The organism is Streptomyces sp. NPDC026515 (assembly GCF_055567595.1).
In genome coordinates this window covers 681,469-693,676 of record NZ_JBVHQD010000001.1, presented here as the reverse complement: position 1 = coordinate 693,676, position 12,208 = coordinate 681,469, and the positions used below count along the sequence as shown (strand labels likewise).

Here is a 12,208-nt window from a genome sequence, read left to right as displayed (position 1 = left end):
CGTTTCAGGCGTCCCGCAGCCCCTTGGCCAGCGCGCCGTCACCGGTCACCGTCACCCGCCCGGACCGGACCGCGTCCGCCAGGCCCAGCTCCCCCCGGGCCAGCGCCGTGCAGGTCTCCATGTCGAGCAGGAGCCGCGCGTCGGGTTCGCGCGGGGCGGGACCGTCGCCGTACACCGGGCCGTCCTCCGCGCCGGCGTACAGATGGAAGTCCCCTTCCCCGACCCGGACTTCGACCAGGCCCTCGCCGTCCAGGGCGCGCAGCAGCGGCAGTGCGAACCAGTGGGCGCGGACCGCGTCGGTGGGCCGGCGCTCGCCCAGCTCGGACTCCCCCCAGCTCCCCAGCGCCTGGATCACCGCGAGCAACTCGCCTCCGCGCCGGGTGAGTTCGTAGACGTACGCCGCGGCCGGCGGGGGCAGTCGCCGGCGGGTCGTGAGCCCGTCCCGCTCCATGTCCTTCAGCCGGGAGGCGAGGACGTCCGTGCTGACCCCCGGCAGATCCGCGTGCAGGTCCGTGTAGCGACGGGGACCGGCCAGCAGCTCCCGGACGATCAGCAGGGTCCAGCGGTCGCCCACGAGGTCGAGAGCGCGCGCCGCGGAACAGAACTGGTCGTAGCTTCGGCGAGGTGACATGCGGCGCAGTCTAGACAAGATGTTGGACTTTCCAAGCTGCTACTTGGTAAAACCAAGCAACACGAGTTTCCGGAGGGGCGCATGGAGTTCCGGCAGTCCAACAAGCTCAGCGAGGTCTGTTACGAGATCCGCGGACCGGTGATCGAGCACGCCAACGCGCTGGAGGAGGCGGGACACAGCGTGCTGCGCCTGAACACCGGCAACCCGGCGGCCTTCGGCTTCGAGGCACCGGAGGAGATCCTCCAGGACATGATCCGGATGCTCCCGCAGGCACACGGCTACACGGACTCGCGGGGCATCCTCTCCGCCCGCCGGTCGGTGGCCCAGCGCTACCAGGCACTCGGCCTGGACGTGGACGTCGACGACGTCTTCCTCGGCAACGGCGTGTCGGAGCTGGTCTCCATGGCCGTACAGGCACTGATCGAGGACGGCGACGAGATCCTCATCCCCGCCCCGGACTTCCCCCTCTGGACGGCGGTGACCACCCTCGCCGGCGGCAAGGCGGTGCACTACCTCTGCGACGAGCAGGCGGACTGGTACCCGGACCTGGCCGACATGGCGTCGAAGATCACGGACCGCACCAAGGCCGTGGTCATCATCAACCCCAACAACCCCACGGGTGCCGTCTACCCCAAGGAGATCATCGAGGGCATCCTCGACCTGGCCCGCCGGCACGGCCTGATGGTCTTCGCCGACGAGATCTACGACCAGATCCTGTACGACGAGGCCGTCCACCACTCGGCCGCGGCGCTCGCCCCCGACCTGGTGGTCCTCACCTTCTGCGGCCTGTCCAAGACCTACCGGGTGGCCGGCTTCCGCTCCGGCTGGCTGGTGGTCACCGGCCCCAAGCAGCACGCGAAGGACTATCTGGAGGGCCTCACCATGCTGGCCTCCATGCGGCTGTGCGCCAACGCGCCCGCCCAGTACGCCATCCAGGCCGCCCTCGGCGGCCGCCAGTCCATCCGCGAACTCGTCGCCCCCGGCGGCCGGCTGCACGAACAGCGCACGGTGGCCTGGGAGAAGCTCAACGAGATCCCCGGCGTGAGCTGCGTGAAACCCAAGGGCGCCCTGTACGCCTTCCCGCGCATCGACCCCAAGGTCCACCGGATCCTCGACGACGAGCGGTTCGTCCTGGACCTGCTCCTCCAGGAGAAGATCCAGGTCGTCCAGGGCACCGGCTTCAACTGGCCCGCCCCGGACCACTTCCGCATCCTCACCCTCCCGCACGCGGACGACCTGGAGACGGCGATCGGCCGGATCGGGCGGTTCCTGAGCGGGTACCGGCAGTAGGGCTCGCCCCGGCCGCGCACGGGCCGGGGCGACGCGGGTAGTCCCTCCCATGACCCAGCGCCCGCTGCTCCTCCTCGACGTCGACGGACCCCGCAACCCGTTCCGGGCACGGCTGCTGCGGCATCGCGGGTACGTGACCCACCGGCTGCACCCGGCGAACCGGTCCGCCCGCCGGCAGCCCGGCTCCGCGGACCGCGCCGCGGGCTGCGGGTGCGGCTGCATCCGGAGCACGGTTTCTCGCGCTGCCGCACGAACTGGCCCGGGCCACCACCTGGACGCACGAGGCCAACGGGATGACCGGACCGGCCGTCGGGCTGCCCGAACTCCCCGTCATCGAGTGGCCCGAGCTGTTCGCCAGGGATCCGGACGGGCTGTACGGGAAGACACGGACGGTCGTGGCCGGGGCGGCGGGGCGGCCGTTCGTGTGGGTGGACGACATGGTCACCGACCTGGACGTGCGCGCGCCGTGTCGCCGAGCACCACGACGGCCCCGCGTTACTCCTTCCGGTGGACGCGCGCCACGGCCTACGGGCGCGTGAGTTCGCCGAACTGGAACGCTGGGCTCATAGCCTCTGACCCATGGCTGATGTCTTTCTCGTCCGGCACGGTGAGACCGAGTGGTCGCGGTCCGGACGGCATACCGGGTGGACCGACGTGCCCCTGACCGAGCACGGGCGGGAGGAGGCGCGGCAGCTGGTTCCGTTGATCCGCTCGCATCGCATCGGCGCGGCCTTCGTCAGCCCGCTCCAGCGGGCCCGGGAGACCGCCGAGCTGATCGGCGTGCCCGACGCCCGGGTCGACGCCGACCTGCGGGAATGGGACTACGGCGGCTACGAGGGCGTGACCACCGTGGAGATCCAGCGCACCCGGCCGGGCTGGTTCCTCTTCACCGACGGGGTCACGCCCGGTCCGCCGGAGCACCCCGGGGAGACCCCGGAACAGGTCGGCGAGCGGGCCGACCGGATGCTGTCCAAGGTGGAAGCGGCCCTCGCCAACACCGAGGGGGTCGTGCTGCTGGTCGCCCACGGCCACTTCCTGCGCGTCCTGACCGCCCGCCGCCTCGGCCTGTCCCCGTCCGACGGCGCCTTCTTCCAGCTGGCCACCGGCACCCTGTGCCGCCTCGGCACGGAACACGACCGCCCGGTGATCGCGGGCTGGAACATCCGCCCGACCGGGCCCGGCAGAGACTGAAGGGACCCGCGGAGGATCTTCTCGGGGCCGGGTGTCAGCGGGGGGCCGTAGCCTTCGGTGGAGGGTCGGGGCAGGTGTGTGGGAGGGGTGCGCTGTGAGCCGTCCGCCGTCCGCCGCGCAGCGGCGGGTCATCGACGCCGCGGATCCGGTCAGCGGCCGGCTGCGGGGTACCGAGGCGCAGTTGGCGGCGCTGGTGAAGCGGGGGCTCGCCTTTCGGCACCCGCGGCCGCCGCACGACCACTTCCTGACGCCCGCGGGGCATCGGGTACGCGAGGAGGCGGCCGTTCCGCAGCCCCCGGCGCCGGCCCCGGCCGAGCCGGACCGGGTGTTCGCCGCGCGGGTCGGCGGTGAGGAGGCCGCCGATGACGGCCCCGGCCGGGCCCGCGAGGTGCACAGCGCCTGGCAGGGCCTCCTGGAGCTGCGCCGGATGACCAACCCCGACGGCGCCACGGACCGCCCGTGCGGCTGGGAGCGCAAGCATCTCGTGCGGGCCGCCGCGCTCGCCCTGGAGGCGGCCGGACATCCCCCCGAGGGACCGGCGACCGCCGGCTACCGGGTGCGGGCCACCCCGCAGCCCGAGGCGGTCGCCGTGTACGCGCCGGCGGGCGAGCCGCTGCGGGCCTGCGCGGCCACCCTGGAGCGGGCCGGGTGGCAGACCGGCGAGTACACGCAGCCGCGGACTCGAACGCGCTATCTGCTGGCATCCCCGCGCCGCGTGTGACGGCCGTGCCAGGATGCCGGCAGAGGATCAGTGCGTCATACACGAGACGTCGTGCACGAGAAAGGGAAGTCGTGAGCGAACCGTATTCCGTCCGCGTCACGGTCCGTGGCTACGAGACCGACGTGCAGGGCCATCTGAACCAGGCGGTGTATCTCAACTACGCCGAGCACGCCCGCTGGTCGCTGCTCCAGGCCGCCGGCATCACCCAGGCCGGGCTGGTCGGGCATGGCGTGGGCCCGGTGGCTCTGGAGACGACCATCCGGTACCGGCGGGAACTGCTCGCCGGTGACGAGGTCGATGTGACCTGCGTGTTCGAGTGGGGCGAGGGAAAGACGTTCCGGATGGTCCAGTCGATCACCAAGGCGGACGGCACCCTGGCCGCCGAGGTGACCGCGGTCGGCGGGCTGCTGGACCTCGAGGCCAGGCGGCTCGTCGACCGCCCGGCCGAGCTCTTCGAACAGCTCGCCTCGGCCCCGGAACTGTTCGGCCTCTGAGGGTCAGGAGGGCCGCCCGGCGACACCGGCTACGCGTCGAGCAGTTCCGGCTGGTGCTCGGCGTCGTAGGCGGCCCGCGCCTGCGCGACGTAGCCGCGGTTGCGCTCCGCCCAGTCGGTGAGCCGCTGCAGCGTCTCGTGCAGTTCCAGGGCCACCGGAGTGAGGCAGTACTCCACCTTCGGGGGCACGGTCGGATACACCGTCCGGGTGACCAGCCCGTCGCGCTCCAGGTTGCGCAGGGTCAGGGTCAGCATCCGGCGGCTGATGCCCTCGATACCGCGCTCCAGCTCGGTGAAGCGGATGGGGCCGTGCGACGCCGCGACCAGGATCTGGACGCTCCATTTGCCGGCGACCCTGTCAAGAACCTCGCGGACGGGGCACGTTCCCGCGTTCACCACCTGGACGGTCACACCGGTGTTCCTCTGGGACATCTGGCTGCCTCCTTACGTCTCCCCCCAGGGTCACTCACCATGAACTCCGTTACAAGTCATGCACCTTGTGCACGATCGGTTCCCGACTCATCCGTCCGGTGAGTTTCTTCGGCGATTGCGGAGGCCCGAGGCCATGTCGACCACGACCGGAACACCGACGCCGACACCAGCGGCCCCGGTGGCACTCCCCCGAACATACCCCCGCTGGGCGTCCCTCGCCGTTCTGTGCGCCGGGACCCTGATGACCGTCCTGGACGGCAACATCGTCACGGTGGCCATGCCGGCCATGCAGCGCGACCTGGGGTTCAGCGGCCCGGGGCTGGCCTGGGTCGTCAACGCGTACCTGATCCCCTTCGGCGGACTGCTCCTGCTGGCGGGGCGCCTCGGCGACCTGCTGGGCCGCAAGCGGATGTTCGCGACGGGCCTCGCCCTGTTCACCGCCGCCTCCCTGCTGTGCGCGGTGGCGACCGGGCAGGGCATGCTGATCGCGGCGCGGGCGCTGCAGGGCGCGGGCGGGGCGATGACGTCGGCGGTGGTCCTCGGCATGCTGGTCGCTCTCTTCCCCGAGCCACGTGAACAGGGACGGGCCATCGCGGTGTTCAGCGCCGTCGGCGCGGCGGGCGGCGCGCTCGGCACCTTTCTGGGCGGGGCGCTCACCCAGACGCTGGGCTGGCACTGGATCTTCCTCATCAACCTGCCGACCGGGCTGGCCGCCTGGTTCGCGGCCCTTCGGATCCTCGCCCCCGAGCGGGGCACCGGCCTGCGTCAGGGCGCCGACTTCCCGGGCGCCGCACTGGTCACCGGCGCCCTGATGCTCACGGTCTACGCCATCGTCGGAGCCGGCCACCGCGGGCCGCTGGCCACCCTCCTCCTGGCGGCCCTGGCCGTCTCCCTGTTCACGGGGTTCGCCCTCCGCCAGGCGCGCGCCCGGCGCCCGCTGCTGCGCCTGCGGCTGCTGCGCTCCCGGCTGCTCGCCGGCGCCAACGCCGTACAGGTGCTGATGATCGCGACGATGTACGGCTTCCAGTTCCTCGGCGCGCTGTATCTCCAGCGTGTCCTCGCATACGGCGAGTTGGCGACCGGTACGGCCTTCCTGCCGGCTCCGGTCGCCATCGGGCTCTTGATGCTGGGGCTGTCCGCGCGGACCATCACCCGCTACGGCGCGTACCGGGTCCTGCTCGGCGGTCTCGTGCTGATCGTGGCCGGGACCGCCCTGTTGAGCCGGATGCCGGTCGCCGCTTCGTACCCCGTCGACGTGCTGCCGCCGCTGCTGCTGCTCGCCGCCGGATTCGCCGCGGCGATGCCGGCCCTGACCGGGCTGGCGATGTCCGGGGCGCGCCAGGAGGACGCGGGTCTGGCGTCCGGGCTGTTCAACACCACTCAGGTGGTGGGCGGTTCGCTGGGGCTGGCGGTACTGGGCACCCTGGCGGCGAGTCGCACGGGCGGGCTGCTCGCCCGGGGGGCGGAGTTGGTCCCCGCCACCGCGGAGGGCTACCGGCTGGCGTTCCGCGCGGCCACCGCGGTCGCGGTGACCGCCCTGGTGCTGGCGGCGGCGGTACTGCGACCGCGCAGCCGGTGATCCCCGGCCCCGGCCGCCTGGGTCCGTACCGGTCCGGGACGCTCAACTCGCCTCGAAGAGGCTCACGTTGTCCGCGGCCCAGCTGCGGAAGGTGCGGGCCGGGCGGCCCAGCACCTCGGCCACGTCCTCGGTGACCAGCGCGTTGCCTCCGGCGCGGACGAACGCCAGGCCGGTCAGAACGCCCTCCGCCCGGCTTCCCTCCATGCCCCAGGCCGTGCGGAGGAAGTCGCGGGTCCCGTCCACGGACAGGTCCCGGGTCGGGACCGGCCGGCCGAGGACCTCGGCGAGCACCGCCGCCTGGCCGGGCACGCTGATCACCTCGGGACCGGTCAGGACGTACGTCCGCCCGGCGTGCCCGGCGTCGAGCAGGGCCCGGACCGCCACCTCGGCGACGTCACGCGGGTCGATCACGCCCGAGCCACCGTCACCGGTCATGTTGGGCACCGGCTGCCCCGCCCGGAGCGCGTCCAGCCAGGAAAGCGTGTTGGAGGCGAACGACGACGGCTGCAGGACCGTCCAGGCGAGTCCGCTGTCCCGTACCGCCCGCTCGCCGTCGACGTGCCACCGCGCGGACGGGCCGGAGGCGAAGTCGCCGGTGAAGACGGCCGAGAGTTTCACCAGCCGTGCCACGCCCGCGTTCCGCGCCGCGGTGGCCAGCGCCGCGTCCTCTCCCCCGTCGGGGCCGGGCGGCCGGAGCAGGAACGCCGCCGTCGCGCCGGCCAGCGCCGCGTCCAGGGAGGCGGGGTCGCCGTAGTCCCCGCGGACCACCTCCACCCCGGCGGGCACCCGCGCCTTCGCGGGGTCTCGGGTGAGCGCACGCACCTTCGCACCGCGCTCGGCCAGTTGTCGTACGACGTCACTCCCGATGGTGCCCGTGGCACCCGTCACCAGAATCATGCGGTCCACGATGAGCGTGCCCGGGCTGCCGGCTCTTGGAAATTCCGGCACGCCCGGCCGGCCCGGACGGCGGCGCGGGTCGCCTACCGTGGAAGGGTGCCGATGACCGTCTCCCAGCTGCTTGCGGCCCCGCCCGAGGGGCTGCGCCCGTGGATCGCCGAGGTGCGGGCCATGTCCTTCGCCGAGCCGCCGGAGGGGACGTTCGTCCATCTGCCGGACGCGGCGACCAAGGTGGTGCTCCGGGTGACCGGGGACGGGGGACGTGACGTCCTGGCCGTCGGTCCGCGGGTACGGGCCACCTATCACGCGGGCAAGTCGCACATCGCGTGTGTGGAGTTGCGCCTCGCGCCGGGAACCGCCCGGTCCCTGCTGGGTGTTCCGGCCGCGGGGCTGGTCGGCCGGGTGGTGCCGCTGGCCGGCCTGCCCGGCGGGGTGGCCCGCCGGTTCGCGCGCGAGGTGCGGTGGCTGGACCCGTGGGAGGCGCTGCCCCGCATCGCCGAGGTGCTGCCCGGGATGCTGTCGGAGCGGACCGATCCGGCCCGGACGGCACTCCTGCGCGCGGGTGTGGAGGCGCTGTCGGTGCGGCTGGACCGGGCACCCGCCCAGGTGCGGGACGTGGCCCGGGAACTGGCGGTGAGCGAGCGCCAGTTGCGGAACCTGTTCACGGACGGCGTCGGGGTCTCTCCCAAGCACTACGCCCGTATCGACCGCGTCCGCACCCTCGCCGCCCGGGCGGGCAGCGCGGGCTGGTCGGAACTGGCCGCCGCCACCGGCTACTTCGACCAGTCGCACATGACGACCGACTTCCGCGCGCTGATGGGCGTCCCGCCCCGCTCGTACCTGACCGGCCGGCTCCCCGCCCTCAGCCCCTGCCGCGCGAGCCGCGCCGGGGGCTGAGGCGGACGCGGGACCGTTACGGGAGCGGGCGAGGCGATACGAGCGGCAGTGCCGCCGGGACCTCGGCCGCCTCGACGGCCGGGCCGTCCGCCTCCGCGCGCCGGCGCCCCAGGTGGTTGAAGACGAGGTTGAGCAGTACGGCCGCCACACAGCCCGTCGAGATGCCCGAGTCCAGGACGATCCGGGCCGTCTCCGGGAAGGCGTGGTAGAAGTCCGGCGAGGTGATCGGGACGATGCCGACGGCGAGCGAGACGGCGACGACCAGGACGTTCTCGTCCTTCTCCAGGCCGGCCTTGACCAGGGTCTGGATGCCGCTGGCGGCCACCGAGCCGAAGAGCACCACGCCCGCGCCGCCCAGCACCGGCCGGGGTACGACGGCGATCAGCGAGGCGGCCATCGGGCACAGGCCCATCAGTACGAGGAGGCCGCCGCCGACCGCGACCACGAACCGGCTGCGGATACGGGTCATCGCCACCAGGCCGATGTTCTGGGCGAAGGCGCTGCACATGAACCCGTTGAAGAGCGGGCTGATCGCCGACCCGAGGGTGTCGGCGCGCAGTCCGGCCGCGATCGTCCGCCCGTCCGCGGGGCGTTCGACGATCTCACCGAGCGCCAGCATGTCCGCGGTCGACTCGGTCATCGAGACCACCATCACCACGCACATGGAGAGGACCGCGGCGACGTGGAACTGCGGGGCGCCGAAGTGGAAGGGGGCCGGGAAGCCGATGACGTCCGCGTCCACGACCGGGCCGAAGTCCGTGACGCCGAAGGGCAGGGCGACGGCCGTGCCGGCGACCAGGCCGATCAGCACGGCGATCTGTTTGACGAACCCCCGGGTGAAGCGGCGCAGGAGCAGGACCACGAGGAGGGTCGCGGCTGCCAGGCCCAGGTACTTGGCCGCGCCGTAGTCGTGCGCCGCCGGGTCGGGGCCCTGCGCCCAGCCGAAGGCCACCGGGAGCAGGGAGACGCCGATCAGGGTGATGACCGTGCCGGTGACGACGGGCGGGAAGAAGCGGACCGCCTTGCCGAAGAAGGGCGCGGCGAGGAACCCGAGGAGGCCCGCGACGATCACCGCGCCGAAGATGACCGGCAGGGCGTCGGACTTGTCGTGGGTGGAGGCGGCGATCGCCGTCATCGGGGCGACCCCGGCGAAGGTGACGCCGTTGACGAAGGGCAGCCGGGCGCCGATCTTCCAGATGCCGAGGGTCTGCAGGAAGGTGGCGAGGCCCGCGGTGAAGAGACAGGCGCCGGTGAGGAAGGTCAGTTCGGTGCCGGTCAGGCCGATGGCCGCGCCGACGATCAGGGGCGGGGCGACGACTCCGGCGTACATGGCGGCCACGTGCTGCAGGCCCGTGGTGGCCATTTTCAGGGGCGGAAGTTTCTCGTCGACGGGGTGCGAGGACACGGCGGCTCTCCTCCGGTCGGGTACGCGTCGGCTCTGACGCGGGTTTCAGGGAGGTGCGTGTCGGTCGTGCGGGACCGAGTGGGACGGGGAGGACGGGGGCGGGGGACCGTTCCTGGGCGCGCGCGAGGAAGCACGCGCCCAGGAGACGGCCGCCGTGGGCCCGGATGGGGTCCACGGCTGCCGGCCGGGAGCCGTCCCTCCCGACCGGAGCTGGATGGCCGTACCTCACACGGGCGGTACGGCGAGGGGGAGTTACTGTGCGGCGACGCGTGCCAGCCGCTGGGCCTCGGCCCGCGTGGCGCGGGCGATCGCGTCCTCGTCGACGTGCAGGAGGCGGCCCGCCTCGACGATCTGACGGCCGTTCACGAAGGAGGCCGTGACCGGGGCGGCCGCGCCCAGGACCAGGGCGGCGACCGGGTCGGCGATGGAGGCGTGGGCGAGGGTGTCCATCCTCCAGAGCACCAGGTCGGCCAGCTTGCCGGGTTCCAGCGAACCGATCTGGTCCGCCCGGCCCAGGACCTGGGCGCCGCCGTAGGTGCCCAGGCGCAGCGCCTGGCGGGCGTCCAGGGCGGCTTCCCGGTGCGCGCCGAGGCGGTTGATCAGCAGCGCGTTGCGCAGTTCGGTGTGGAGTTCGCCGGACTCGTTGGACGCGGCGCCGTCGACGCCGAGGCCTACCGGGACGCCGGCGGCGAGCATGTCGGGGACGCGGGCGATGCCGGCCGCCAGGCGGGCGTTGGACGACGGGCAGTGGGCGACACCGGTCTTCGTGCGGGCGAAGGCCGCGATGTCGGAGTCGTTCATGTGGACGCAGTGCGCCATCCACACGTCCTCGCCGAGCCAGCCGGTGGACTCGAAGTAGTCGGTCGGACCCATCCCGAACAGCTCCTTGCAGAACTGCTCCTCCTCGACGGTCTCCGAGCCGTGGGTGTGCAGCCGTACTCCGAGACGGCGTGCCAACTCGGCGCCCTGGCGCAGGAGTTCGGTGGAGACGGAGAACGGCGAGCAGGGCGCGACGGCCACCTGGGTCATGGCGTCGAAGGAGGGGTCGTGGTGCTCCTTGACGGTCGCCTCGGTGGCGGCGAGGGCTCCTTCGAGGGTCTCGACGGCGAAGTCCGGGGGCAGGCCGCCGTCCTTCTCGCTGCGGTCCATGGAGCCGCGGGCGAGGGTGAAGCGGACGCCGGTCTCGCGGGCGGCGCGGATGATGGCGCCGGAGAGGTCACCGGAGTCCTTCGGGTAGACGTAGTGATGGTCCATCGCGGTGGTGACACCGCCGCGGGCCATCATCGCGAGCGAACCCTGGGCGGCCGCGTACACCATCGGCTCGTCGATGCGCGCCCAGGTCGGGTACAGCGCGACAAGCCAGTTGAAGAGGTTGTGGTCGGTGGCCAGGCCCCGGGTGATCCACTGGTAGTAGTGGTGGTGGGTGTTGACCAGGCCGGGCGTCACCAGGTGACCGGTCGCGTCGATACGGCGTACGACGTTCTCCAGGCCCTCGGGCGCCCTGCCCGCGCCGAGCGACTCGATGCGGTTGCCGGCGATGACGACGTACCCGTCCCGGTACTCGGTGTCGTGCGCGTCGACGGTCGCGATCGAACAGTTCTCGATGACGGTGCGCCGGTCTGCTGCCATGGTTCGTCCTTTTCGCTCAGCGGACTCGTGGTGAGGGCACGGCAGGACCCCGGGGATTTGAGTGCCGCGGCCGGAACGCGGGGCGTCACCGGCCGCGGGTGCCGAGAAGGGGGGATCAGAGGTTGGTGAGGTCCACCGGGATCTTCGCCGTACAGCCGTCCCGCAGGACGGTCGCCTCGATCAGGCCGTAGGGCCGGTCGGCGGCGTAGTAGACCTCGTTGTCGTTCTTGAGGCCGAACGGCTCCAGATCGACGAGGAAGTGGTGCTTGTTCGGCAGCGAGAAGCGGACCTCGTCGATCTCGCCGCGGTTGTCGATGACGCGCGAGCCCATCTGGTACAGCGTCTGCTGGAGCGAGAGCGAGTACGTCTCGGCGAAGGCCTGGAGCAGGTGCTTGCGGGTCTGCTCGTAGGACTTCTCCCAGTGGGGCATCTTCTGCTCGTCGTCGGTCCAGTTGAACCGCCAGCGGGCGGAGACCTGGGTGGCGAGGATCCGGTCGTACGCTTCGGGGAGCGTCGTGTACTTGTCCTTGACGAAGCCCCAGAACTCGGAGTTGGTCGAGTTCATCACGACGAGGTCCTTGAGGCCGGAGACGACCTCCCACGACTCACCGTCGTACGTGATCTGCGTCAGCCGGGTCTCCTGGCCCTTGCGCACGAACGAGTGCTTCACCTCGTCCGCGCCGACGAACCGGGAGCTGGCGCCGGAGGCCTCGATGCGCTCCCAGGCGTACTCCTCGATCCGGATCCGGGCCGTGCGGATCGGCTCCTGGCTGGACACGAAGTGCCGGGCCAGGTGGATGCCGAACTGCTCGGCCGACTCGATGCCGTGCTCCTTGGCGAACGCGAACACCGTGTTCTTGGTGGTGTCGGTCGGCAGGACGTGGGCGTTGGAACCGGAGTAGTGGACCTCGTCCATGTCGCCGGAGAGCGACACCGACACGTTCAGGTCCTTGATGTGGTGGGTGGCACCGTCCCGCGTGATCTTCACGACCCGGTTCTCGGCCTTGCCGTACTGGTTCTGTCCCAGGATGGTGGGCATGTAG

General features: G+C 72.2%; 12 protein-coding genes and 1 pseudogene. 7 read left to right on the top strand and 6 right to left on the bottom strand.

Annotated elements, in window-relative coordinates; translation table 11 throughout:
• Positions 1 to 4: 4 nt before the first annotated feature.
• Complete coding sequence (locus ACZ4O3_RS02985; protein WP_362725852.1) at positions 5 to 631, bottom strand: winged helix-turn-helix transcriptional regulator; 627 nt, start codon at positions 629 to 631, stop codon at positions 5 to 7.
• An 81-nt stretch (positions 632 to 712) separates the two neighbouring features.
• On the opposite strand from ACZ4O3_RS02985, the gene ACZ4O3_RS02980 reads away from it, so the two are divergent.
• From ACZ4O3_RS02980 to ACZ4O3_RS02960, 5 genes and pseudogenes are all read left to right on the top strand, one after another.
• Positions 713 to 1,921, top strand: coding sequence for a pyridoxal phosphate-dependent aminotransferase (locus ACZ4O3_RS02980; protein ID WP_467720943.1), 1,209 nt, complete (start codon positions 713 to 715; stop codon positions 1,919 to 1,921).
• A 49-nt stretch (positions 1,922 to 1,970) separates the two neighbouring features.
• Positions 1,971 to 2,497 (top strand): annotated as a pseudogene (locus tag ACZ4O3_RS02975) (hypothetical protein).
• A 3-nt stretch (positions 2,498 to 2,500) separates the two neighbouring features.
• Positions 2,501 to 3,112, top strand: a complete 612-nt coding sequence (locus ACZ4O3_RS02970) for a histidine phosphatase family protein (RefSeq protein ID WP_362732567.1) — start codon at positions 2,501 to 2,503, stop codon at positions 3,110 to 3,112.
• 94 nt (positions 3,113 to 3,206) lie between these two features.
• On the top strand, positions 3,207 to 3,833 hold the full coding sequence (locus ACZ4O3_RS02965; RefSeq protein WP_467720942.1) for a hypothetical protein: 627 nt from the start codon (positions 3,207 to 3,209) through the stop codon (positions 3,831 to 3,833).
• A 71-nt stretch (positions 3,834 to 3,904) separates the two neighbouring features.
• Positions 3,905 to 4,327 carry an acyl-CoA thioesterase gene (locus tag ACZ4O3_RS02960; RefSeq protein WP_362728520.1) on the top strand — a complete coding sequence of 141 codons (423 nt, stop codon included), beginning with the start codon at positions 3,905 to 3,907 and terminating at the stop codon, positions 4,325 to 4,327.
• 29 nt (positions 4,328 to 4,356) lie between these two features.
• On the opposite strand, the gene ACZ4O3_RS02955 is transcribed toward ACZ4O3_RS02960, so the two are convergent.
• Positions 4,357 to 4,758, bottom strand: coding sequence for a winged helix-turn-helix transcriptional regulator (locus ACZ4O3_RS02955; RefSeq protein ID WP_362728518.1), 402 nt, complete (start codon positions 4,756 to 4,758; stop codon positions 4,357 to 4,359).
• A gap of 133 nt (positions 4,759 to 4,891) precedes the next feature.
• Between ACZ4O3_RS02955 and ACZ4O3_RS02950 the strand changes: the two genes are divergently transcribed.
• Positions 4,892 to 6,337 carry an MFS transporter gene (locus ACZ4O3_RS02950; RefSeq protein ID WP_467720941.1) on the top strand — a complete coding sequence of 482 codons (1,446 nt, stop codon included), beginning with the start codon at positions 4,892 to 4,894 and terminating at the stop codon, positions 6,335 to 6,337.
• Positions 6,338 to 6,379: 42 nt separating this feature from the next.
• On the opposite strand, the gene ACZ4O3_RS02945 is transcribed toward ACZ4O3_RS02950, so the two are convergent.
• Positions 6,380 to 7,234, bottom strand: a complete 855-nt coding sequence (locus ACZ4O3_RS02945; protein WP_467720940.1) for an NAD(P)H-binding protein — start codon at positions 7,232 to 7,234, stop codon at positions 6,380 to 6,382.
• Between the two features lie 102 nt (positions 7,235 to 7,336).
• Here ACZ4O3_RS02945 and ACZ4O3_RS02940 point away from each other — a divergent pair, with 102 nt between their 5' ends.
• On the top strand, positions 7,337 to 8,131 hold the full coding sequence (locus ACZ4O3_RS02940; RefSeq protein WP_467720939.1) for a helix-turn-helix domain-containing protein: 795 nt from the start codon (positions 7,337 to 7,339) through the stop codon (positions 8,129 to 8,131).
• Positions 8,132 to 8,147: 16 nt separating this feature from the next.
• Here the strand turns inward: ACZ4O3_RS02940 and ACZ4O3_RS02935 are convergent, their stop codons facing one another.
• The 3 genes from ACZ4O3_RS02935 to pucL form a co-directional block, all read right to left on the bottom strand.
• Positions 8,148 to 9,536, bottom strand: coding sequence for a nucleobase:cation symporter-2 family protein (locus ACZ4O3_RS02935; protein ID WP_467720938.1), 1,389 nt, complete (start codon positions 9,534 to 9,536; stop codon positions 8,148 to 8,150).
• Positions 9,537 to 9,788: 252 nt separating this feature from the next.
• Positions 9,789 to 11,165 (bottom strand): 8-oxoguanine deaminase, encoded by a 1,377-nt coding sequence (locus tag ACZ4O3_RS02930; protein WP_467720937.1) that lies wholly within the window; start codon positions 11,163 to 11,165, stop codon positions 9,789 to 9,791.
• 115 nt (positions 11,166 to 11,280) lie between these two features.
• Positions 11,281 to 12,204, bottom strand: a complete 924-nt coding sequence (pucL, locus tag ACZ4O3_RS02925) for a factor-independent urate hydroxylase (RefSeq protein ID WP_467720936.1) — start codon at positions 12,202 to 12,204, stop codon at positions 11,281 to 11,283.
• Positions 12,205 to 12,208: the final 4 nt, after the last annotated feature.

Excerpts from the sequence above, each read along its gene's own strand:
- ACZ4O3_RS02980 (WP_467720943.1), top strand. The coding sequence starts at position 713 with ATGGAGTTCCGGCAGTCCAACAAGCTCAGCGAGGTCTGTTACGAGATC.
- ACZ4O3_RS02940 (WP_467720939.1), top strand. The coding sequence starts at position 7,337 with ATGACCGTCTCCCAGCTGCTTGCGGCCCCGCCCGAGGGGCTGCGCCCG.
- ACZ4O3_RS02950 (WP_467720941.1), top strand. The coding sequence starts at position 4,892 with ATGTCGACCACGACCGGAACACCGACGCCGACACCAGCGGCCCCGGTG.
- ACZ4O3_RS02970 (WP_362732567.1), top strand. The coding sequence starts at position 2,501 with ATGGCTGATGTCTTTCTCGTCCGGCACGGTGAGACCGAGTGGTCGCGG.
- ACZ4O3_RS02955 (WP_362728518.1), bottom strand. The coding sequence starts at position 4,758 with ATGTCCCAGAGGAACACCGGTGTGACCGTCCAGGTGGTGAACGCGGGA.
- ACZ4O3_RS02930 (WP_467720937.1), bottom strand. The coding sequence starts at position 11,165 with ATGGCAGCAGACCGGCGCACCGTCATCGAGAACTGTTCGATCGCGACC.
- pucL (WP_467720936.1), bottom strand. The coding sequence starts at position 12,204 with ATGCCCACCATCCTGGGACAGAACCAGTACGGCAAGGCCGAGAACCGG.
- ACZ4O3_RS02985 (WP_362725852.1), bottom strand. The coding sequence starts at position 631 with ATGTCACCTCGCCGAAGCTACGACCAGTTCTGTTCCGCGGCGCGCGCT.
- ACZ4O3_RS02945 (WP_467720940.1), bottom strand. The coding sequence starts at position 7,234 with ATGATTCTGGTGACGGGTGCCACGGGCACCATCGGGAGTGACGTCGTA.